This window comes from Kitasatospora sp. NPDC101801 (genome assembly GCF_044766665.1).
In the GTDB taxonomy this organism is placed as follows: domain Bacteria; phylum Actinomycetota; class Actinomycetes; order Streptomycetales; family Streptomycetaceae; genus Kitasatospora.
The window spans coordinates 81,424-103,101 of sequence record NZ_JBIWML010000015.1 but is presented as its reverse complement, the minus strand read 5'-3'; the positions used below and the strand labels follow the sequence as shown (position 1 = coordinate 103,101).

The window sequence follows — 21,678 nt, the reverse complement described above, 5'->3', positions numbered from 1 at the left end:
CAGCGGGTCCGGTCCGGCCAGACGATCAAGACGCTGACAACAGCAGGACCCAGGAGGCGGTTACCGGTGAAGTTCCGGGTGGAGCGTGACGTCCTCGCGGAGGCGGTGGCCTGGGCTGCCCGCAGCCTCCCGGCGCGGCCGCCGGTGCCGGTGCTGGCCGGCCTGCTGCTGACGGCGCAGGACGGCAGCCTGGCCCTCTCCGGCTTCGACTACGAGGTCTCGGCCCGGGTCGAGCTGGCCGCCGAGGTCGAGGAGGCGGGCACGGTGCTGGTCTCCGGCCGGCTGCTGAACGACATTTCGCGCAACCTGCCGAACCGGCCGGTGGAGATCTCCACCGACGGCATGCGGGTGAGCGTGGTCTGCGGCTCCTCGCGGTTCACACTCCCCACCCTGCCTGTGGACGAGTACCCGTCGCTGCCGCAGATGCCCACCGCGACCGGCACGGTCTCCGGCGAGGTCTTCGCCTCGGCCGTCAGCCAGGCCGCCGTCGCGGCCGGCCGGGACGACACCCTGCCGGTGCTCACCGGCGTCCGGGTGGAGATCGAGGGCGACAAGATCACCCTGGCCGCCACCGACCGCTACCGCTTCGCGGTCCGCGAGCTGATGTGGAAGCCGGAGCAGGCCGACATCTCGGCGGTCGCCCTGGTGCCCGCCAAGACCCTGCAGGACATCGCAAAGTCGCTCGGCAGCGGCGACACGGTCTCCATCGCGCTCGCCTCGGGCGGCGCCGGTGAGGGCCTGATCGGCTTCGAGGGGGCCGGCCGGCGGACCACCACCCGCCTGCTGGAGGGCGAGTTCCCGAAGTTCCGCAGCCTGTTCCCGACCGAGTTCAGCGCGGTCGCCGCGATCCAGACCCAGCCGTTCCTGGAGGCGCTGAAGCGCGTCTCCCTGGTGGCCGAGCGGAACACCCCGGTCCGGCTGAGCTTCGAGCAGGGTGTGCTCACCCTGGAGGCCGGCTCCGGCGACGACGCCCAGGCGACCGAGCGGGTGGAGGCAGACCTCGAAGGTGACGACATCTCGATCGCCTTCAACCCGGGCTACCTGGAGGAGGGCCTCAAGGCCATCGACTCCGCGTACGCACAGCTGAGCTTCACCACCGCCACCAAGCCGGCCCTGCTGAGCGGTCGTCCGGCGGTGGATGCCGAGGCAGACGAGGCGTACCAGTACCTGATCATGCCGGTCCGGCTCTCCGGCTGACCGGCCTCCACAGGCTGTGGACGGCCTCCCCCGACCGGCCGCGGTCAGGGGAGGCCGCGCTGGTTCCCGGCGTAGGCTCAGCCTGTGCGGCAACGGCGCCGCCGTCAGGCACGTCACCACAGGTAAGGACTTGTCATGGAGCTCGGCCTCATCGGTCTCGGCAAGATGGGCGGCAACATGCGCGAGCGCATCCGCCGCGCAGGGCACACCGTCATCGGTTTCGACCGCAACCCGGAACTCGCCGACGTGGACAGCCTCGAGGAGCTGGTCAGCAAGCTCCAGGCCCCGCGCGTGGTCTGGGTGATGGTCCCGGCCGGCGGCCCGACCCAGGACACCGTTGACCAGCTGGCCGAGCTGCTCTCCCCCGGTGACGTGGTGGTCGACGGCGGCAACTCGCGCTGGACGGACGACGTCAAGCACGCCGAGGCGCTGGCCACCAAGGGCATCGGCTTCGTCGACTGCGGCGTCTCCGGCGGCGTCTGGGGCCTGGAGAACGGCTACGCGCTGATGTTCGGCGGCGAGGCCGCCGACGTGGCCAAGGTGCAGCCGGTCTTCGACGCGCTCAAGCCCGAGGGTGACTTCGGTGCGGTGCACGCGGGCAAGGTCGGCGCGGGCCACTTCGCCAAGATGGTCCACAACGGCATCGAGTACGCGATGATGCAGGCCTTCGCCGAGGGCTGGGAGCTGCTGGAGGCGGCCCCCGAGGTCACCGACGTGCGCGAGGTCTTCCGCAGCTGGCAGGAGGGCACCGTGATCCGCTCCTGGCTGCTCGACCTGGCCGTCCGGGCGCTGGACGACGACGAGCACCTGGCCAAGCTCAAGGGCTGGGCCGCCGACTCGGGTGAGGGCCGATGGACGGTCGAGGCCGCGATCGACCACGCGGTGCCGCTGCCCGCGATCACCGCCTCGCTGTTCGCCCGGTTCGCCTCCCGGCAGGACGACTCCCCGCAGATGAAGATGATCGCCGCGCTCCGGAACCAGTTCGGCGGCCACGCGGTCGAGTCCAAGTAACCCCCCCAGAAGGCGAGCGCAGTTCACCCCCATGCATGTCGCGCATCTGTCGCTCGCCGACTTCCGTTCGTACGCCGGGGCCGAGGTGCCCCTCGACCCCGGCGTGACGGCCTTCGTGGGCCCGAACGGCCAGGGCAAGACCAACCTGGTCGAGGCGATCGGCTACGTGGCCACCCTGGGCAGCCACCGGGTGGCCACCGACGCCCCGCTGATCCGGCTCGGCGCCGAGCGGGCGGTGGTCCGCACCAGCATCCTGCGGGACGGCCGGTCGACCCTGGTCGAGCTGGAGATCACCGCGGGCAAGGCCAACCGGGCCCGGATCAACCGCTCCGACAACGTCCGTCCCCGGGACGTGCTCGGCCTGCTCAGGACGGTGCTGTTCGCCCCCGAGGACCTGGCCCTGGTGAAGGGCGACCCGGGTGAGCGCCGCCGCTTCCTGGACGAGCTGCTGACCGCCCGCGCCCCCAGGCTGGCCGGGGTCCGGCAGGACTACGAGCGGGTGCTCAAGCAGCGCAACGCCCTGCTGAAGACCGCCGCCCAGGCCCGCCGGGGCGGCGGCAAGGGCGCCGACCTCTCCACGCTGGAGATCTGGGACGGTCATCTGGCCCGGGCCGGTGCCGAGTTGACGGCCTTTCGGCTCCAGCTGGTGGCCGCCCTGCAGCCGCTGGTGGCGCAGGCGTACGAGCAACTGGCGCCCGGCGGCGGGGAGACCGTGCTGGAGTACCGCAGCTCCTTCGAGGGCGCGCTGCCCGGCAGCCGGGAGGAGGCCGAACAGCAACTGCTGGAGGCCCTCCGGCAGGCCCACCCGCAAGAGGTGGCCCGCGGCCTGACCCTGGTCGGCCCGCACCGCGACGAACTGGGCCTGCGGCTCGGCCCGCTGCCCGCCAAGGGCTACGCCAGCCACGGGGAGTCCTGGTCCTACGCGCTGGCGCTCCGGCTGGCCTCGTACGAGCTGCTGAAGGCGGACGGCGGCGAGCCGGTGCTGATCCTGGACGACGTCTTCGCCGAGCTGGACGCCCGCCGCCGGGACCGGCTGGCCGAACTGGTGGCCGGGGGCGAGCAGGTGCTGGTCACCGCCGCCGTCTCGGAGGACGTGCCGAAGGCGCTGGCCGGTGCCCGCTACGCGGTGGCCGACGGCACGGTGACCCGTCTGGACCCGTAGGGGCGCCGTCGTCCCGAGGCCGTACTCTGGAAACTTCATCCACAGCCTGGGGAAAAGGAGTGCCGCCATGGGCGAGACACCGGAGCTCTCGGGTGTGGACCTGGCCCGGGTCGCGCTGCGCGCGGCGAAGGAGCAGGCCAGGCAGCGGGGCGAGCAGGTCAGGGAGAAGCGCGAGGCGAAGCGGCACGGACTGCGCAGTGGGGCGCGCGCGGACGGCCGCGATCCGGTGCCGCTGGGGGCGGCGCTGACCAGGCTGATCACCGAGCGGGGCTGGGAGGCGCCGGCCGCGGTGGGCGGGGTGATGGGCCGCTGGCCGCAGATCGTCGGTCCGGACATCGCGGCGCACTGTGTGCCGAAGGAGTACGCGGAGGCCGAGGCGGTGCTCACCGTGCAGTGTGACTCCACCGCTTGGGCCACGCAACTCAGGCTGCTGGCGCGTCAGTTGGTGGCCAGGCTGAACCACGAGCTGGGGCACGGCACGGTCAAGGTGATCAAGGTGCTGGGGCCGGCCGCGCCGCAGCGCGGGTACGGCCGGCTGCGGGCCCCGGGGAGCAAGGGGCCGGGCGACACCTGGGGGTAGCCCCGGTGCCGAAGGGAAGCTGATCCTCCGGAACCGCTGACGGCCCTTTTGAGCGCTCTGAGCCCCCCTGGCGAGTATCGGGACATGTCCCGAGGGTATTCAGGGCGGCTCATCTGCCTTCTGAGGCTGCCAAACGGCCATCTATGTCAGTCCTACCGGTAGACTGAGAGCCAAACACTGTTGCGCGTAGCAACCGAGTCGAAACGCCGTGGTCGCAGGCTCGCCCGCCCGATGGGCAGGTCTGCGGCCCGCGCTGTGCCAGAGAGGGCGCTTCGTGGCCGATTCCGGCAACTCCAGCCAGACCCCAGACCCGACCGACCAGGCGTCCGTGCCCGTCGACGCCCGTGGGGCGTACGACGCCAACGCGATCCAGGTCCTGGAGGGCCTCGACGCCGTTCGCAAGCGCCCGGGCATGTACATCGGCTCGACCGGTGAGCGCGGTCTGCACCACCTGGTGCAGGAGATCGTGGACAACTCCGTCGACGAGGCGCTGGCGGGGCACGCCGACACCATCGACGTGACGATCCTGGCCGACGGCGGGGTCCGGGTCACCGACAACGGCCGCGGTATCCCGGTCGGCATCATGCCGGGCCAGGACAAGCCGGCCGTCGAGGTCGTGCTGACGGTCCTGCACGCGGGCGGCAAGTTCGGCGGGGGCGGCTACGCCGTCTCCGGCGGTCTGCACGGCGTCGGCATCTCGGTGGTGAACGCCCTCTCCACCCGCCTCGCGGTGGAGATCCTCACCGAGGGCGCCCGCTGGACGCAGGAGTACAAGTCGGGTGTCCCGACCGCGCCGCTGGCCAAGCACGAGGACGTCGACCGGACGGGCACCACGGTGACCTTCTGGGCCGACTCGGAGATCTTCGAGACCACGGTCTACTCCTTCGAGACGCTCTCCCGCCGGTTCCAGGAGATGGCCTTCCTGAACAAGGGCCTGTCGATCTCGCTGACCGACGAGCGCCCGGAGCACGCGGACGACGAGGGCAAGCCGCTCACCATCACGTACCGCTACGACGGCGGCATCGCCGACTTCGTCACCCACCTGAACTCCCGCAAGGGCGACGTCATCCACCCCTCGGTGATCGACTTCGAGGCGGAGGACAAGGAGAAGACGATCTCGGTGGAGATCGCGATGCAGTGGAACACCTCCTACACGGAGAGCGTCTACTCCTTCGCGAACACCATCCACACGCACGGCGGCGGTACCCACGAGGAGGGCTTCCGCGCCGCGCTGACCGGCCTGGTCAACCGCTACGCGCGGGACAAGAAGCTGCTCCGGGAGAAGGACGACAACCTCTCCGGCGAGGACATCCGCGAGGGTCTGACCGCGATCATCTCGGTCAAGCTCGGCGAGCCGCAGTTCGAGGGCCAGACCAAGGACAAGCTGGGCAACACCGAGGTCAAGACCTTCGTCCAGCGGGTGGTGCACGAGCAGCTGAACGACTGGCTGGACCGCAACCCCACCGAGGCCTCGGACATCATCCGCAAGTCGATCCAGGCGGCCACCGCCCGGGTCGCCGCCCGCAAGGCTCGCGACCTGACCCGCCGCAAGGGTCTGCTGGAGTCGGCCTCGCTGCCGGGCAAGCTGAGCGACTGCCAGTCCAAGGACCCGTCCGAGTGCGAGATCTTCATCGTCGAGGGCGACTCGGCCGGCGGCTCGGCCAAGCAGGGCCGTGACCCGCGGGTGCAGGCCATCCTGCCGATCCGCGGCAAGATCCTGAACGTCGAGAAGGCCCGGATCGACAAGGTGCTGCAGAACACCGAGGTCCAGGCGCTGATCTCGGCCTTCGGCTGCGGCATCCAGGAGGACTACGACGAGTCCAAGCTCCGTTATCACAAGATCGTCCTGATGGCGGACGCCGACGTCGACGGGCAGCACATCCGCACCCTGCTGCTCACCCTGCTGTTCCGCTTCATGCGCCCGCTGGTCGAGGGCGGCTACGTCTACCTGGCGATGCCGCCGCTGTACAAGATCAAGTGGGGCAAGGACGACTTCGAGTACGTGTACTCGGACCGGGAGCGCGACGCGGTGATCTCGGCCGGGGTCGCCGCCGGGCGCCGGCTGCCCAAGGACGACGCCATCCAGCGCTTCAAGGGTCTCGGTGAGATGAACGCCGAGGAGCTCCGGATCACCACCATGGACCAGGCGCACCGGCTGCTCCAGCAGATCACCCTGGAGGACGCGGCCCGGGCCGACGACCTGTTCTCGGTCCTGATGGGCGAGGACGTCGAGGCCCGCCGGTCCTTCATCCAGCGCAACGCCAAGGACGTCCGCTTCCTGGACGTGTGACGCACCCTCAGCACACCTCCAGTCCGCGTGAAAGGAAACTGACCAGCAGTGGTCGACGAAAACCGTCCTGACGGCGAGCAGCCGGACACCCTCTCCACCGACACCTTCGTGTCCCGGGTCGAGCCGATCGAGCTCGAGACCGAGATGCAGCGCTCGTACCTCGACTACGCGATGAGCGTGATCGTCAGCCGGGCGCTGCCCGAGGTGCGCGACGGCCTCAAGCCGGTGCACCGCCGGGTGCTCTACGCGATGTACGACGGCGGCTACCGGCCCGAGAAGGGCTACTACAAGTGCGCCCGCGTGGTCGGCGACGTGATGGGCAACTACCACCCGCACGGCGACACCTCGATCTACGACACCGTGGTCCGGCTGGCGCAGCCCTGGTCGCTGCGGATGCCGCTGGTGGACGGCAACGGCAACTTCGGTTCCCCGGGCAACGACCCGGCCGCCGCGATGCGGTACACCGAGTGCAAGATGATGCCGCTGGCCATGGAGATGATGCGGGACATCGACGAGGAGACCGTCGACTTCGCCGCCAACTACGACGGCCGCTCGCAGGAGCCGACCGTCCTGCCGGCCCGCATCCCCAACCTGTTGATCAACGGTGCCACCGGCATCGCGGTCGGCATGGCCACCAACATCCCGCCGCACAACCTCCGCGAGGTCGCCTCCGGCGCGCTCTGGGCGCTGGAGCACCCGGACGCCTCCAACGAGGAGCTGCTGGAGGCGCTGATCGAGCGGATCAAGGCGCCGGACTTCCCGACCGGTGCGCTGATCGTCGGCCGCCGCGGCATCGAGGACGCGTACCGGACCGGCCGCGGCTCGATCACCATGCGCGCGGTGGTGGAGGTCGAGGAGATCCAGGGCCGGCAGTGCCTGGTGATCACCGAGCTGCCGTACCAGGTGAACCCGGACAACCTGGCGCTGAAGATCGCCGACCTGGTGAAGGACGGCCGGGTGGCCGGCATCGCCGACGTCCGGGACGAGTCCTCCAGCCGGACGGGCCAGCGCCTGGTGGTCGTGCTCAAGCGCGACGCGGTCGCCAAGGTGGTGCTGAACAACCTCTACAAGCACACCGACCTGCAGACCAACTTCGGTGCCAACATGCTGGCCCTGGTCGACGGGGTGCCGCGCACGCTGTCGCTGGACGCCTTCATCCGGCACTGGGTCAACCACCAGGTCGAGGTCATCGTCCGCCGGACCACCTTCCGGCTGCGCAAGGCCGAGGAGCGCGCGCACATCCTGCGCGCCCTGCTCAAGGCGCTGGACCAGATCGACGCGGTGATCGCGCTGATCCGGGCCTCGGACAGCGCGGACGCGGCCCGCAGCGGCCTGATGGGCCTGCTCGACATCGACGAGCTGCAGGCCAACGCGATCCTGGAGATGCAGCTGCGCAGGCTGGCCGCGCTGGAGAGCGCGCGCATCCAGAGCGAGCACGACGAGCTGCAGGCCAAGATCAACGAGTACAACGCGATCCTGGCCTCGCCGTCCCGCCAGCGCGAGATCATCTCCGAGGAGCTGACCGCGATCGTCGAGAAGTACGGCGACGAGCGGCGTTCCACGCTGATCCCGTTCGACGGCGACATGTCGGTCGAGGACCTGATCGCCGAAGAGGACATCGTCGTCACGATCACCCGGGGCGGCTACGTCAAGCGCACCCGCTCGGACCTCTACCGCTCGCAGAAGCGCGGCGGCAAGGGCGTCCGGGGTGCGCAGCTGAAGCAGGACGACCTCGTCGACCACTTCTTCGTGACCACCACGCACAACTGGATCCTGTTCTTCACCAACAAGGGCCGGGTCTACCGGGCCAAGGGCTACGAGCTGCCGGACGCCGGCCGGGACGCCCGCGGCCAGCACGTGGCCAACCTGCTGGCCTTCCAGCCGGAGGAGCACATCACCCAGGTGATGGCGGTCCGCACCTACGAGGACAAGCCCTACCTGGTGCTGGCCACCCGGGGCGGTCTGGTGAAGAAGACCCCGCTGAAGGACTACGACTCGCCGCGCTCCGGCGGTCTGATCGCGATCAACCTGCGGGAGATCGAGGACGGCCGGGACGACGAGCTGATCGGCGCCGAGCTGGTCTCCGCCGACGACGACCTGCTGCTGGTGTCGAGGAAGGCCCAGTCGATCCGGTTCACCGCGACCGACGAGGCGCTCCGGCCGATGAGCCGGGCCACCTCCGGGGTGAAGGGCATGGCGTTCCGCGAGGACGACGAGCTGCTCTCGATGAACGTGGTCCGGCCCGGCACCTTCGTCTTCACCGCCACCGACGGTGGGTACGCGAAGCGCACCGGCGTGGACGAGTACCGTGTCCAGGGCCGGGGCGGTTTCGGCACCAAGGCGGCGAAGATCGTCGAGGGTCGGGGTTCGCTGGTCGGGGCCCTGGTGGTCGAGGAGACCGACGAGATCATGGCGATCACCCTCTCGGGTGGTGTCATCCGGACCAGGGTTTCCGGAGTTCGTGAAACCGGACGTGACACGATGGGCGTCCAACTGATCAACCTCGGAAAGCGCGACGCGGTGGTGGGCATGGCCCGCAACGCGGAGGCGGACGACGAGGAGGTCATGGAGGAGGAGGGCACTGCCCCCGACACCTCCGTGGCCGCAGACGGTGTGACCACGGCTGACGACGTGGCCGAACAGGCCTGATCGCGAGCCCTGGTGGCCGGTGCCCGACCCTCGTGGACGGGCACCGGCCACTGACCAGTACCGGGCAATCCGGCCGGGCGCTGGAGCAGGTGAAACGAGCAGGCCGGTGACCACCCGACCTGCTGGGTGAGTTGCGGGAGGACCAGGGTGAGTGGAGCCACGGGTGCTGCGGGCGGTACCGGGGGCGGACTGCCGGGCGGCGGTTCGTACGGTGGGGCCGGCGGCGCGACCGGTGGACTGCCCGGGGTGCCGCCGCGCCCGGCCGGTGCACCTCCGGTAGGGGGTGACTCCGCCGCCTCGACCTCGCTGATGCCGCCGGTCGCCGCCGGTCCCGGCGGCGGTGGTGGGTACGGCTCGGCCTCGCAGCCGCCCGCGCAGCAGCCGGCCCCGGCCGGCTTCTCGACGCCGACCACGTACACCAAGGGGCAGCCCACGCCGCCCCGGGGCACCCGGACGGGCCCGCCCGGGCCGGCCGGGCCGGCTCCGGCTGCGGGTGCCGCGGCGCGCCGTCCCGGCCCGGCGGCGCCGGTCGGCCGGGTCCGCAAGGCCCGGCTGCGGGTGACCAAGGCCGACCCCTGGTCGGTGATGAAGGTCAGCTTCCTGCTGTCCCTGGCCGTCGGCGTGGTCGTCATCGTGGCCACCGCGGTGCTCTGGATGACGCTGGACGCGCTCGGGGTCTTCGACTCGCTGGCGAGCACCCTGAAGGAGGTCACCGGCAACGACTCCACCGGGTCCGTCGACCTGATGGACTACGTCGGCTTCGGCAAGGTGATGATGTTCACCACCCTGATCGCGGTGGTGGACGTGGTGCTGATGACCGCGCTGGCCACCCTCTCGGCCTTCATCTACAACACCGCGGCCGGCTTCACCGGCGGCATCGAGCTCACCCTGGCGGAAGAGGACTGACGCTCCGTCGGTTGTTTTGAGCCACCTTCGGTCCCCTGTTCGGGAACCGGAATCAGCGGGCCCCGAAGGCTGTTCCAGCCTTCGGGGCCCGCTGCATTCGGGTGATCGCCGTCCGGTCCCGGCGTGCCGCACGGTGGGCGGCGGGCCGGGCTGTGTTGGCTGTCCGGGAGGCGGGGCCGACAGAGAGGCGATTCAGCGGTCGGAGGCGTGGCATGGCACAGCTCGCAACACAACTGCTCGGGGCGGTCGAGGACTTGCTCGGGGCCCGGATCCCGCTCCGGATCCGGCTCTGGGACGGCAGCGAGGCCGGCCCCGCCGACGGCCCGCTGGTGGTGCTGCGCAACCGCCGGGCGCTGCGGCACCTGATCTGGCAGCCCGGCGAGCTCGGCCTGGTCCGGGCGTACGTCTCCGGTGACCTGGACCTCGCGCCGGACGCCGATCTGTACGAAGTCCTGGCCCGGGCCGCGGAGTTCGCCGAGCGCCCGGAGATCCTCGCGCTCCGGGTCGGGCCCCGGGACGTGGTCGGTCCGGTCGGCCGCCGGCTGCTCGGGCTGGCGGTCCGGGCCGGCGCGATCGGCCCCCGGCCCACTCCCCCGCCGGAGGAGGCCAGGCTCGGCGGCGGCAGCGCGCACAGCCGGGGCCGCGACCGGGCCGCGATCAGCCACCACTACGACGTCGGCAACGAGTTCTACGGCCTGGTGCTCGGCTCCTCGATGGTCTACTCCTGCGCCTACTGGGAGCCGACCGCGAAGAGCCTGGAGGACGCCCAGACGGCCAAGCTGGACCTGATCTGCCGCAAGCTCGGCCTGCGGCCCGGGATGCGCCTGCTGGACGTCGGCTGCGGCTGGGGCTCGCTGCTGCTGCACGCGGCCGAGCACTACGGCGTCCGGGGAGTCGGTGTCTCGATCTCGGCCGAGCAGGTCGCGCTGGCCCGGCAGCGGGTCGAGCAGGCCGGGCTGGGCGACCGGATCGAGATCCGCCTGCAGGACTACCGGGAGATCTCCGACGGCCCGTTCGACGCGATCTCCAGCGTCGGCATGGCCGAGCACGTCGGTGCCGTCCAGTACCAGGTCTACGCGAGCCGGCTGTACGAACTGCTGGCCCCGGGCGGGCGGCTGCTGAACCACCAGATCGCCCGCCGCCCCGACCTGCCCGGCATCCCGTACAGCCCGAGCCCGTTCATCGACCACTACGTCTTCCCGGACGGCGAGCTCTCCCCGGTCGGCAGCACGGTCGGTGCCCTGGAGGACGCGGGCTTCGAGGTCCGCGACCTCGAGTCGCTGCGCGAGCACTACGCCCTCACCCTCCGCGAGTGGGTCGCCAACCTGGAGGCGCACTGGCCGGAGGCCGTCCGCCTGGTCGGCGCCGGCCGGGCCCGGGTCTGGCGGCTGTACATGGCCGCCTGCGCCCTGGCCTTCGAGCAGAACCGGATCGGGGTCAACCAGATCCTCGCCGTCCGCACCGCCCCGGGGGGCGCCAGCCGGCTGCCCGCTACCCGCTCCCAGTGGCTCGCCGCACCCCCTGAGCTGGGCCCCGCCGATACGGATTTGGGAGATCGGCCGTCGGTCCGCTAATCTTTCAGTGCGGCAAGGGCCTATAGCTCAGACGGTTAGAGCGCTTCCCTGATAAGGAAGAGGCCACAGGTTCAAGTCCTGTTAGGCCCACCTGCGAGAGCGGCCCGGATGATTCGTCATCCGGGCCGCTCTGTTTGGTTGTTGCACGGAGGGCGGCAGTGATCCCGGGGGAGAGATTGGTGTGACGAAGGCCGCAGGGGCGGCCTTGGTGCCGGCCGGATTGCTGGTGACCGGTTGTTCGGCCGGGTCCTCGTCGCGCCGCCACTGGCGGACGCGGCCGTGGTCGAGGGCCGGTCGATGACCCTCCAGGTGACGGAGGGCACCCCCCGCGCGGAATCGCTCGCACTCTGCCGCAGGCTCACCGACCTCGGGTACGGCACGGGTGGCGGGCACGGCCTGTCGATCCTGGCCGTCGGCGGCGCCGAGGAAGCGGGACGGTACGGGTCGAGGCCGGACCGGCCGCCCTGCGCGCAGATCCGCCAGTGCCCCGGGAGCGCCCTCTGGTGTTTGTGGGGGCGGGGCCGGAGGATGGGGATCTGCCGAGCTTGGGGTGAGTGGTATGGCGATCTTCTGGGCGATGAGCCTGCCGGGTCTGGTCTGTGCGCTGGTGCTGGTGGCCGTTCTGGACCAACTGGCGCTGCGGGCCGGGCGGGCCAAGTGGGTGCCGTGGCGCGGGACGGGGCGGGAGGGGCAGATCTCGGCGACCGGTTTCGAGCAGCTGCACGCGCAGTTCGCGGCCGGCAAGCAGCACGAACTGGAGCAGCGCAAGACCACGTTGATGCTGCGGGACGAGGAGGGCGACGGCGGCCCGCCGCTCGGGCCGGTGGATCTGGACGGCGGCCGGGCGGTGCTGCGGCTGCCGAGCCGCTAGTCGTACGACCGGGGGCGTACCGTCAATCCCGGGTGCCGGTCGGGCGGTTGACCGGTCGCGGTGACCTCTCGGGAAGTGGTTACCGATGTGTATCATCGGCCGCAGGGCGGTCTGCTTGCCGGTCGCCGGTTCGTGCTCGTACATACCGAGGGTCCGCGGTTTCTGGGCCCATCCACAGCAAGAAGGACGAGGTCCCCGCGGTGAAGAAGCTTCTCCTGGTCGCCCTGGTCGCCCTCGGCGGCTTCTTTGTCTACCGGCAGGTCCAGGCGGACCGCGCCGAGCAGGACCTCTGGACCGAGGCCACCGACCCGGTCCCGGCCGGTCGCTGACCCGACCGACGAGCTTCACGGGTCGGCCCCGGCCCCTCGGCCAGGGCCGACCCGAAGTCCGTTCCGGCCGGGGTGTTTTGCGGAACAGCCGGGGGGAGCGGGTACGCTGGTGCGCAGCACGGCGACCACGGGGCTTTAGCTCAGTTGGTAGAGCGCTGCCTTTGCAAGGCAGATGTCAGGAGTTCGAGTCTCCTAAGCTCCACAGCGTGGTGACGGTACGGCCGCTGACCTGGGATCAGGTCAGCGGCCGTCCTGCGTTCTCCGGGCGGGTCAGTGCGGCTTGCGCGGGTCGTGCGGCTTCGGCCGGTCCTCGTGGTCGGGGTCCTCGGGCTCGGCGCCGGACGGGGCCGGGGTGGGCGCGGCGGTGGCGCCGGTGCCGACCGGGCCGGAGCCGTTCAGCTGGGATTCGGGGGCCTGCTCGGCCGGCGGCTCGACCAGCCACTGCGGGGTGCTGCGGCTGCGCCACCACTGCCAGGCGACCAGCCCGGAGGCGATCGCCAGCGCGCCGGTGACGGCCAGGCCGGTGGCCCAGCCGTGCCGCTGCTCCTTCTTGGCGTTCCTGGCCGCCAGCTCGCTGATCTCGGTGGCGCTGACGTGGCCCTGCAGTGCGGTGAACGCGGCGGCGCCGCGGAGCTGGGCCTCCTGGGCGACCGGGGTGATGCCGGCCTTCGCCTGCTCGACCACCTCGGTGACCCGGGGGAGCACGGTGACCCGGGCCTGGTCGGCCGCCCGGGTGGCGGAGAGCTTGGCGGCCAGGGCGGCCTCCTGGGCCCGGTGCACGGCCTTCAGGGTGCTCTGCTGGGTGTGCGGCGGCAGTGAGCCGAAGGCGTGCTCCAGCTGCGGTGCGAGGTGCTTGACGTACTGGACCCTGGCGGCCTGGGCGGCCTGGCCGGCGCCCGTCCTGGCCTGGCTCCCGGCGGCCTGGACCTTGGGGCCGAGGCGGAGCCTGGCGTCGTCCATCACGGCCGCGTAGTGCTGGGCGGTCTCCTTGGCGGTGGCGGCATAGGGCGCGAGGGTGTCCCTGGCCTTGTCGGCGGTGTCGCGGGCTGAGTCCAAGCGGGTCACGAGCTTCTCCTCCTCGATGGCGTCCTGTATGCACATTTCCACCTGATTGGAGATCATGCATGTCCGTTTGTCCCACGGCACGCCGGGTTGCTCCGGAAGCGGGTGTCGAAACCACTGCTCGGCCCCGGCCGGCGGACCGGTCGTGGGATGATCGAAGGCCAGTTGACCCAGAGAGACTAGGAAGGCACACCGTGGCCCAGGACCTGATCGCGACCCTGAAGACCAACCGCGGCGACATCGTGGTCGAGCTCTTCCCGAACCACGCGCCGAAGACGGTGGCCAACTTCGTCGAGCTCGCCGAGGGCACCCGGGAGTGGGTCGACCCGCGGACCGGCAAGCCGTCGAAGGCGCCGCTCTACAACGGCACCGTGTTCCACCGCGTGATCAAGGACTTCATGCTCCAGGGCGGCGACCCGCTGGGTACCGGCACCGGCGGTCCGGGCTACAAGTTCGCGGACGAGTTCCACCCCGACCTGGCGTTCACCAAGCCGTACCTGCTGGCGATGGCCAACGCCGGCCCGGGCACCAACGGCTCCCAGTTCTTCATCACGGTCGCGCCGACCACCTGGCTGACCAACAAGCACACCATCTTCGGCCAGGTCACCGACGCGGCCAGCCAGAAGCTCGTGCAGGAGATCTCCGAGGGTCCGACCGGCCGTGGCGACCGCCCGGTCGAGGACATCGTGATCGAGTCGGTCGAGATCACCCGCGGCTGACGATCCGCCGGCAGTAGCCTTACGGTCCCGGTGGTGCCCCGCGGCGCGGTGGAAACCACCGGGACCAGTCGTGTGAGGGAGGGGAACCGCGGATGCTTCCGGACGAGCCGGCCAGGACGGGTGCCGAGGGCGGCCACCAGCTGCCCGGCTGCTACCGGCACCCCGAGCGGGAGACCGGGGTGGCCTGCGGGCGCTGTGGACGGCCGATTTGCCCGGAGTGCATGGTGAGCGCCTCGGTGGGCTTCCAGTGCCCGGAGTGCGTCCAGGGCGGTCACCGCGAGGTCCGGCGGGCCAGGACCAGGTTCGGCGGGCTGCCGGTGGCGGACGGGGCGCTGGTCACCAAGACGCTGATCGGGCTCAACCTGCTGGTCTTCGTGCTGACCGAGTACGTCCGGCCGGAGTGGTGGGACACCCTGGCGCTGCAGAGCGCGGCGCCGCCGCACTGGTTCGAGACCTACGGGGTGGCCGCCGGTCCGGAGCAGTGGTACCGGCTGGTGACGGCGATGTTCGTGCACGGCGGGGTGGCGCACCTGGTGATGAACATGGTGTCGCTCTGGGTGCTGGGCCCCCAGCTGGAGCGGGTGCTCGGGCGGCTGCGGTTCACCGGCCTGTACGTGGTCTCCGGGCTGATGGGCGGCGCCTTCTCGTACCTGTTCGCGGGGGAGCGGCTGAACTCGGTCGGTGCCTCCGGTGCGATCTTCGGACTGCTCGGCGCCACCGCGGTGCTGTACCGGGTGAGCCGGGTGCCGCTCGGGCCGGTGATCGCGCTGCTGGTCTTCAACCTGGTGATCACCTTCGCGCTGAGCAGCGTGATCGACTGGCGCGCGCACCTCGGCGGGCTGGTCGCGGGGGCGGTCACGGGGGTGGGGCTGATGTACGCCCCGCAGGCCAGGCGCGGCCTGGTGCAGGGCCTCACGGTGGCCGGGGTGCTGGCGGCGACGGTGCTGATCGTGGTGCTGCAGACGGCCCGTCTGAACGGTTGATCCCCGGGGACGGGCGGTGTTTGTCCACAGTCACTACCGGGGTCCGCACGGTCGATGTCAGTGGGAACTGCTAGGGCCCTGGTCTACGCGCGTCTAGCTGCTCATTCGGCCAGAATTCGGAGAAAGCTGCGGAGCTCGAACGAAAAAGTTATCCACAGGGCGGGTCGACTTTTCCCCAGTGTGGATAACCGTGTGGACAACCCGATGGTCCGATCACCGGAAGCCCCCGTTCCGGGCACGCCGAAGCACCGCCCCGGGTGACCGGAGCGGTGCTTCGGGAGGTGCTCAGCGGGAGAGCGTCACTTCCACTGCGTGGAGACGCCGAAGCCGGCCGCGATGAAGCCGAAGCCGGCCAGGATGTTCCAGTTGCCCCAGTCCTGGATCGGCCAGCTGCCGCTCGTCACGTAGTAGGTGACGATCCAGACCAGCCCGACCAGGAACAGTGCGAGCATCAGGGGCGCCACCCAGCTGCGGCCGGAACTGAGCTTCACCGCCGTCGTGCCGGACGGCGGCGGGGTGTAGTCGGACTTCTTGCGGAGTCGAGACTTCGGCACGAGGGGTTCTCCTGTCGATGCGCTGTGACCGCGCAGGGTGCAGCGGGGGCGGGCGGCTTGTGGGGGCCGGGCAGGTACGGGAACGCTCGGTCCGGACGTCCACGGGCCGGAAACCCGCAGCATGGACCGGACCGGTGCTCCGCACATGCCACCGGCGTCCGTTAGCGTAGTGGCTCGCCGGGTCGTAAGGAGATAAGGGTACGGTGCCGAATTCCACGATTCCTTCCAGTTCCGGGCCGGGCCGGGCTCCGCGCACCCGAATTGTCGGACGTGCCCTGACCTGCACCGTGTTCGCACTCGCCGGTCTGCTGTTCTACATCAGTGCGGACACCGCCCGCGGCACCGATCTGCGCACCGACAACTCGCTGCTCAGACTCAGCGACGTGATACGCCAGCGGAGCACCCAGAACCAGCAGGCCCAGGCCGAGCTCAGCGACCTGCAGGGGCAGGTGGACGCTCTGGCCAAGGGCCGGGGGCAGAGCCCGGCCGAGGCCGACCGGCTGGCCGTGCTCCAGCAGGAGGCCGGTCTGCAGGCGTTGCAGGGCCCCGGGCTGACCGTCACGCTCAACGACGCGCCCCCGAACGCCACCGCCAAGCTGCCCGGCATCCCGGCCCCCGGCGTCAACGACCTGGTGATCCACCAGCAGGACATCCAGGCCGTGGTGAACGCGCTCTGGCGGGGCGGCGCCGAGGGCATCCAGGTGATGGACCAGCGGCTGATCTCCACCAGTGCGGTCCGCTGCGTCGGCAACACCCTGCTGCTGCAGGGCCGGGTCTACTCCCCGCCGTACGTGATCAAGGCGGTCGGGCGGACCGACAGGCTCAGGGCCGCGGTGAACGCCGATCCGACCATCGCCAACTACCTCCAGTACGTCGACGCGTACGGCCTCGGCTGGAAGCTCCAGGAGAGCAACGAGCTCGCGGTGCCCGGATACACCGGAACGGTCGACCTGCGCACGGCTTCCGGTCAGTAAGGGCACAGCGCACCTGCCCGGCGGGGGCCGCCGTCTACTCTTGACCCCGACCCGAACTCCGAGGAGCACCATGTACGGCTGGATCTGGCGGCACCTGCCGGGGAACGCACTCGTCCGCGCGGTGCTCGCGCTGCTGCTGGTGCTCGGAGCGGTCTACGTCCTGTTCCAGTTCGTCTTCCCGTGGGCGGAACCGTTGCTCCCCTTCGGCGACGTCACGGTGGACGAGGGCAGCGGCGTCGGCTGAGCCGTGCTCCCCGCCCCACCCGCCCGACCAGTACCAGCCCAGGAGTAGCGCACCGATGACCGCCGCAGGCAACCCGCCCCGGATTCTCGTGGTCGACAACTACGACAGCTTCGTCTTCAACCTGGTCCAGTACCTCTACCAGCTCGGTGCCACCTGCGAGGTGGTCCGCAACGACGAGGTGACGGTGGATCACGCGGTCCGCCGGGCGGGCGCGCTGGGCTTCGACGGGGTGCTGCTCTCCCCCGGTCCCGGGGCGCCCGAGGAGGCCGGGGTGTGCATCGAGATGGTGCACCACTGCGCCCGGATCGGGCTGCCGCTGTTCGGCGTCTGCCTGGGCCTGCAGTCGATCGCGGTGGCGTACGGGGCCGTGGTCGGCCGGGCGCCCGAGCTGCTGCACGGCAAGGTCTCGCCGGTCACCCACCGGGACGGCGGGGTGTTCGCCGGGCTGCCCTCGCCGCTGACCGCCACCCGCTACCACTCGCTCGCGGTCGAGCCCGGCACGGTGCCCGCCGAGCTGGCGGTCACCGCGGAGACCGCCAGCGGCGTCATCATGGGCCTGCGGCACCGCGACCTCCCGGTCGAGGGCGTGCAGTTCCACCCGGAGTCGGTGCTCACCGAGGGCGGGCACCGGATGCTGGCCAACTGGCTGGCCGAGTGCGGCTACCCGGAGGCGGTCGGCCGGTCGGCCGGCCTCGCCCCGGTGATCGGCCGGGGCTGAGCCGTGACGGCGGTACGCCCGGAGGGGCGCGCGCAGGGCGATCCGGCGGGCGGAGCGGGTGACTGGGGGGTCTACGAGCCGGTCGAGGACCAGTCCTGGACGGACGACCGGACCATGCAGCTGCGGGTGGTGCCGTCCGCCGTGCTGCCCCCGCCGGGGCGGCGGGCCGACCGCCGCCGGACGGCGCTGAGCTCGGGCAGCGGCCGCCGCCGGGCGGCCGGCCGGGCGGGCGCGGCCGTCCCCCGGCCCAAGGAGCGCCGCCGGGTGGTGGCGGCCCGGGTGCTCGGCGAGGTGTTCATCACGCTCGGCCTGGTGATGCTGCTGTTCGTCTCGTACCAGCTGTGGTGGACCAACGTGCAGGCCGACGCGGCCGCCGACGGCACCCGCAGCCAGCTGGAGCAGCAGTGGAGCCAGGCGCTGCAGAGCCCGCCGGTTACCCCGGCGCCGGGCGCGAGCGTGCCGCCGCCGGCCGCCTTCGAGCCGGGGCAGGGCTTCGCGATCCTGTACATCCCCAAGCTCGGCCTGAAGTACCCGATCGCCGAGGGCACGCTCAAGCAGCAGGTGCTCGACAAGGGTCTGGTCGGCCACTACACCGGCACCGCGATGCCGGCCGACAAGGCCGGCAACTTCGCGATCGCCGCGCACCGCACGACGCACGGTCAGCCGTTCCGGAAGATCGGGCAGTTGGTGCCGGGGGACCAGATCGTGGTGGAGACCGCGACCTCCTACTTCACCTACCAGGTCGCGGGCGGCATCCCGGAGACCCCGCCGTCGAACGTCACGGTGATCCAGCCGGTGCCGAAGGGTTCGCCGTTCAAGGAGGCGGGCCGCTACATCACCCTCACGACATGCACGCCGGAGTTCAGTGCCCGGGGAAGACTGATCGTCTTTGGCAAGATGGTGGAGGAACGACCGAGGAGCCAGGGACAGCCCGCCGCACTGAACGGCTGACCGGCCGACGGAGGGGCGCGCAGTGCAGATCGAGCTGAACGGGCCTGCCCCCGCGCCCCGGCGGCGCGGCCGGGGCGCGGCCGTCCTGGGCGTGGTCGGCGAGCTGCTGATCACCGCCGGCCTGGTGCTGGCCCTGTTCGTCGGCTACTCGCTCTGGTGGACCGGCGTGGTGGCGGACCGTCAGGCGGACACCGCCGGCGACCGGCTGCGGGACACCTGGTCGGCCCCGGCCGTGCCCGGTGCCCCGGCGGCCGCCGCCCCGCCGGTCTACGCGGCCGGAGACGGCCTCGGCTTCCTGCACGTCCCCGCCCTCGGCCGGGGCGACCAGACGCTGATCCGGATGGGCACCGAGCCGGCCGTCCTCAACGAGGGCGTGGCCGGGGTCTACGAGGGCCCGTACCGCTCCGCGATGCCCTGGGACGCCCAGGGCAACTTCACCCTGGCGGCCCACCGGGACGGGCACGGCGCGCGCTTCCACGACCTGGACAAGGTCGTCCCGGGCGACGCCGTCGTGGTCGAGACCCGGGACCAGTGGTACGTCTACCGGGTCGACGGCAGCCTCCCGCAGACCTCCAAGTACGACACCGGCATCATCGCCCCCGTGCCCAAGGGCTCCCCGTACACCGGTCCGGGCCGCTACCTGACCCTGACCACCTGCACCCCCGTCTACACCTCCCGCTACCGGATGGCGGTCTGGGCCTCGCTGGTCAGGGTCGACCCGGTGGACGCGAACCGGACCCCGCCGGCCGAGCTGCGCTGAGCCGGGGCGCGGGAACGCCGAAGGGGCCGCCCGGTGGGCGGCCCCTTCGAGGTGACGCGGGGTCAGTGACCGGTCGGGGGCGGGCTGGTCTTGTCCGCGGCCCGGGTGACCAGGCCGACCTGGGTGTTGGGGTCCACCTGGGTCCCGGCCGGGGGCAGGGAGCTCTGCACGACGGCGGTCAGGTCCTGCGGGCCGGCGATGAAGGTGTAGCGGAGGCCGAGCGCCTCCAACTGCTTGATCGCGTCCTTCACCGTCTGGTTCTGCAGCGGCGGCACGGTGACCTTGTCCTGCATCTTGTAGACCGTCAGCGTCACCTTGGAGCCGGGGGCCACCTTGCTGTTGGCCTTCGGGTCCTGGCCGGAGACCTGGCCGACCTTGGACTGGTCCGCGGTGGTGGCGGTCTTGACGTCCACCAGGAAGCCCGCGCCCTCCAGCGCCTGCCGGGCGGCGTCCTCGGTCTGGCCGACCACGCCGGGGACGTTGACCTTGGCCTGGCCCTGCGAGACGACCAGGGTGACGGCGGAGCCGGGCTCGGCCTTGCCGGCCGGCGGGTTCTGCGAGATCACCTTGTCCGGGGCGACGGTGTCGTTCGCCTCGTAGGTGGTCTTGACGGTGAACCCGGCCTTGGTCAGCTTCTCCTGCGCCTGCGCGAGGGCGTTCCCGGTCACGTCGGGCAGGTCGGCCTGGGCTGGACCGCTGGACAGCTGGACCTTGATCTGGGTGTCGGCGGCGATCTGGGTGTTGGGGACCGGGTCCTGGGTGCAGACCTGACCCTTCTTCACGGTGGCGTCCGGGCAGGCGATCTCCGCGCCGGCCACCACCTGGAGCTTCTCGTTGACGTTCTTGGCCTTGGCCTTGGCCTCGTCCAGGGTGAGCGTGACCAGCTGCGGTGCGGCCACCTTGCTGCCGGTGCCGCCACCGCCCTTGGTCATCGCGTCCACCACGAAGTAGGCGCCGACCAGCACCAGCACCGCCGCGATCGCCAGGATCACCCAGGAGGTGTTGTTGTTCTTCTTCGGCTGGTTGCCGCGGCGGCCGCGGTCGTGGTCGTCGTAATCGCCGTTCCCGTTCCCGCCGTTGCCGTAGCCGTCGTCCTGGTAGCCGTAGCCCGGCTGCGGGGAGCCGACCTGCGGCAGCATGGTGGTCGGGCCGGCGCCGCCCTGCTGGGGCAGCAGGTTGGTCTGGCCGTACGGGTCGTGCTGGGCGTTCGGGTAGCCCTGCTGGTCGTAGCCGTACCCGGCGGCGCCGTAGGCGGCGGCCTGCTGGGCGGCGGCGACCGGAAGGCCGTCCAGGAAGCGCTCGATGTCGTCGCGCATCTCGTCGGCGCTCTGGTACCGGTAGTCCCGGTCCTTGGTGAGCGCCTTGAGCACGATCGCGTCGATCTCGGGGCGCAGCTCGGGGTCGTACGTCGAGGGGGGCAGGGCCTCCTCGCGGACGTGCTGGTAGGCGACCGCGACCGGGGAGTCGCCGACGAACGGCGGGCGTACGGCGAGCAGCTCGTAGAGCAGGCAGCCGGCCGAGTAGATGTCGGACCGGGCGTCCACGGTCTCGCCCTTGGCCTGCTCCGGGGAGAGGTACTGGGCGGTGCCGATGACGGCCGAGGTCTGCGTCATCGTCATCCCGGCGTCGCCCATCGCCCTGGCGATGCCGAAGTCCATCACCTTGACGTTGCCCTGCCGGGTCAGCATCACGTTGGCGGGCTTGATGTCGCGGTGCACGATGTTGGCGCGGTGCGAGTACTCCAGCGCCTGCAGGATGCCGATGGTCATCTCGAGCGCGCGCTCGGGCAGCAGCCGCCGCCCGGAGTGCAGCAGCTCGCGGAGCGTGGACCCCTCGACGTACTCCATCACGATGTAGGGGATGGAGATCCCGTCGATGTAGTCCTCGCCGGTGTCGTACACGGCGACGATCGCGGGGTGGTTCAGGGAGGCCGCGGACTGGGCCTCGCGGCGGAACCGGGCCTGGAACGACGGGTCGCGGGCCATGTCGGCGCGGAGCGTCTTCACGGCGACGGAGCGGCCGAGCCGGGTGTCAAGGGCGAGGTAGACCTCGGCCATGCCGCCGCGTCCGAGGACGCCGCCGAGCTCGTACCTGCCGCCGAGGCGACGAGGCTCTTCCATAGTTCCGACCCTCTCCCCCACCGA

20 protein-coding genes and 2 tRNA genes are annotated in these 21,678 nt (G+C 71.2%); 19 read left to right on the top strand and 3 right to left on the bottom strand.

The window, feature by feature from the left end; all coding sequences use genetic code 11:
- Nucleotides 1–66: 66 nt before the first annotated feature.
- The 12 genes from dnaN (at nt 67) to ACIRPK_RS19020 (ending at nt 12,771) form a co-directional block, all read left to right on the top strand.
- Nucleotides 67–1,197 (top strand): DNA polymerase III subunit beta, encoded by a 1,131-nt coding sequence (dnaN, locus tag ACIRPK_RS19075; RefSeq protein WP_403040192.1) that lies wholly within the window; start codon nt 67–69, stop codon nt 1,195–1,197.
- A 135-nt stretch (nt 1,198–1,332) separates the two neighbouring features.
- Entirely contained in the window at nt 1,333–2,208 is an 876-nt protein-coding gene (gene gnd / locus ACIRPK_RS19070; RefSeq protein ID WP_403040189.1) for a phosphogluconate dehydrogenase (NAD(+)-dependent, decarboxylating), read from the top strand.
- A 31-nt stretch (nt 2,209–2,239) separates the two neighbouring features.
- Nucleotides 2,240–3,370 (top strand): DNA replication/repair protein RecF, encoded by a 1,131-nt coding sequence (recF, locus tag ACIRPK_RS19065; protein WP_403040186.1) that lies wholly within the window; start codon nt 2,240–2,242, stop codon nt 3,368–3,370.
- Between the two features lie 67 nt (nt 3,371–3,437).
- Nucleotides 3,438–3,950 (top strand): DUF721 domain-containing protein, encoded by a 513-nt coding sequence (locus ACIRPK_RS19060; RefSeq protein WP_057228603.1) that lies wholly within the window; start codon nt 3,438–3,440, stop codon nt 3,948–3,950.
- 274 nt (nt 3,951–4,224) lie between these two features.
- Complete coding sequence (gyrB, locus tag ACIRPK_RS19055) at nt 4,225–6,240, top strand: DNA topoisomerase (ATP-hydrolyzing) subunit B (protein ID WP_403040182.1); 2,016 nt, start codon at nt 4,225–4,227, stop codon at nt 6,238–6,240.
- A 48-nt stretch (nt 6,241–6,288) separates the two neighbouring features.
- Nucleotides 6,289–8,889 carry a DNA gyrase subunit A gene (gyrA, locus tag ACIRPK_RS19050; protein ID WP_403040179.1) on the top strand — a complete coding sequence of 867 codons (2,601 nt, stop codon included), beginning with the start codon at nt 6,289–6,291 and terminating at the stop codon, nt 8,887–8,889.
- A gap of 147 nt (nt 8,890–9,036) precedes the next feature.
- Nucleotides 9,037–9,795, top strand: a complete 759-nt coding sequence (locus ACIRPK_RS19045; RefSeq protein WP_403040176.1) for a DUF3566 domain-containing protein — start codon at nt 9,037–9,039, stop codon at nt 9,793–9,795.
- A gap of 212 nt (nt 9,796–10,007) precedes the next feature.
- Nucleotides 10,008–11,369: a class I SAM-dependent methyltransferase gene (locus ACIRPK_RS19040; protein ID WP_403040173.1), complete on the top strand. Its 1,362-nt coding sequence runs from the start codon at nt 10,008–10,010 to the stop codon at nt 11,367–11,369.
- Nucleotides 11,370–11,385: 16 nt separating this feature from the next.
- Nucleotides 11,386–11,459: transfer RNA gene (locus ACIRPK_RS19035), tRNA-Ile, on the top strand.
- 469 nt (nt 11,460–11,928) lie between these two features.
- Entirely contained in the window at nt 11,929–12,240 is a 312-nt protein-coding gene (locus tag ACIRPK_RS19030; RefSeq protein ID WP_403040170.1) for a DUF6191 domain-containing protein, read from the top strand.
- A 200-nt stretch (nt 12,241–12,440) separates the two neighbouring features.
- Nucleotides 12,441–12,569, top strand: a complete 129-nt coding sequence (locus tag ACIRPK_RS19025) for a DLW-39 family protein (RefSeq protein WP_014137031.1) — start codon at nt 12,441–12,443, stop codon at nt 12,567–12,569.
- Between the two features lie 129 nt (nt 12,570–12,698).
- A tRNA-Ala gene (locus ACIRPK_RS19020) sits at nt 12,699–12,771 on the top strand.
- A 68-nt stretch (nt 12,772–12,839) separates the two neighbouring features.
- Here ACIRPK_RS19020 and ACIRPK_RS19015 read toward each other — a convergent pair.
- Complete coding sequence (locus ACIRPK_RS19015; RefSeq protein WP_403040168.1) at nt 12,840–13,634, bottom strand: DUF5324 family protein; 795 nt, start codon at nt 13,632–13,634, stop codon at nt 12,840–12,842.
- Nucleotides 13,635–13,825: 191 nt separating this feature from the next.
- Here ACIRPK_RS19015 and ACIRPK_RS19010 point away from each other — a divergent pair, with 191 nt between their 5' ends.
- Together ACIRPK_RS19010 and ACIRPK_RS19005 are read left to right on the top strand one after the other, a co-directional pair.
- Complete coding sequence (locus tag ACIRPK_RS19010) at nt 13,826–14,350, top strand: peptidylprolyl isomerase (protein ID WP_403040165.1); 525 nt, start codon at nt 13,826–13,828, stop codon at nt 14,348–14,350.
- A gap of 92 nt (nt 14,351–14,442) precedes the next feature.
- Nucleotides 14,443–15,333 carry a rhomboid family intramembrane serine protease gene (locus tag ACIRPK_RS19005; RefSeq protein WP_403040162.1) on the top strand — a complete coding sequence of 297 codons (891 nt, stop codon included), beginning with the start codon at nt 14,443–14,445 and terminating at the stop codon, nt 15,331–15,333.
- A 299-nt stretch (nt 15,334–15,632) separates the two neighbouring features.
- On the opposite strand, the gene crgA is transcribed toward ACIRPK_RS19005, so the two are convergent.
- Nucleotides 15,633–15,887 carry a cell division protein CrgA gene (gene crgA, locus ACIRPK_RS19000; RefSeq protein WP_403040159.1) on the bottom strand — a complete coding sequence of 85 codons (255 nt, stop codon included), beginning with the start codon at nt 15,885–15,887 and terminating at the stop codon, nt 15,633–15,635.
- Between the two features lie 203 nt (nt 15,888–16,090).
- Here crgA and ACIRPK_RS18995 point away from each other — a divergent pair, with 203 nt between their 5' ends.
- The 5 genes from ACIRPK_RS18995 (at nt 16,091) to ACIRPK_RS18975 (ending at nt 19,534) form a co-directional block, all read left to right on the top strand.
- On the top strand, nt 16,091–16,861 hold the full coding sequence (locus tag ACIRPK_RS18995) for a DUF881 domain-containing protein (RefSeq protein ID WP_403040156.1): 771 nt from the start codon (nt 16,091–16,093) through the stop codon (nt 16,859–16,861).
- A 70-nt stretch (nt 16,862–16,931) separates the two neighbouring features.
- Complete coding sequence (locus tag ACIRPK_RS18990; protein WP_403040153.1) at nt 16,932–17,105, top strand: hypothetical protein; 174 nt, start codon at nt 16,932–16,934, stop codon at nt 17,103–17,105.
- Between the two features lie 55 nt (nt 17,106–17,160).
- Nucleotides 17,161–17,823: an aminodeoxychorismate/anthranilate synthase component II gene (locus tag ACIRPK_RS18985; protein WP_403040150.1), complete on the top strand. Its 663-nt coding sequence runs from the start codon at nt 17,161–17,163 to the stop codon at nt 17,821–17,823.
- A gap of 3 nt (nt 17,824–17,826) precedes the next feature.
- Entirely contained in the window at nt 17,827–18,774 is a 948-nt protein-coding gene (locus tag ACIRPK_RS18980) for a class E sortase (RefSeq protein WP_403040147.1), read from the top strand.
- 22 nt (nt 18,775–18,796) lie between these two features.
- Nucleotides 18,797–19,534: a class E sortase gene (locus tag ACIRPK_RS18975; protein WP_403040145.1), complete on the top strand. Its 738-nt coding sequence runs from the start codon at nt 18,797–18,799 to the stop codon at nt 19,532–19,534.
- A 62-nt stretch (nt 19,535–19,596) separates the two neighbouring features.
- Here ACIRPK_RS18975 and pknB read toward each other — a convergent pair whose 3' ends face one another.
- Nucleotides 19,597–21,654 (bottom strand): Stk1 family PASTA domain-containing Ser/Thr kinase, encoded by a 2,058-nt coding sequence (gene pknB, locus ACIRPK_RS18970; protein WP_403040142.1) that lies wholly within the window; start codon nt 21,652–21,654, stop codon nt 19,597–19,599.
- Between the last annotated feature and the right edge of the window lie 24 nt (nt 21,655–21,678).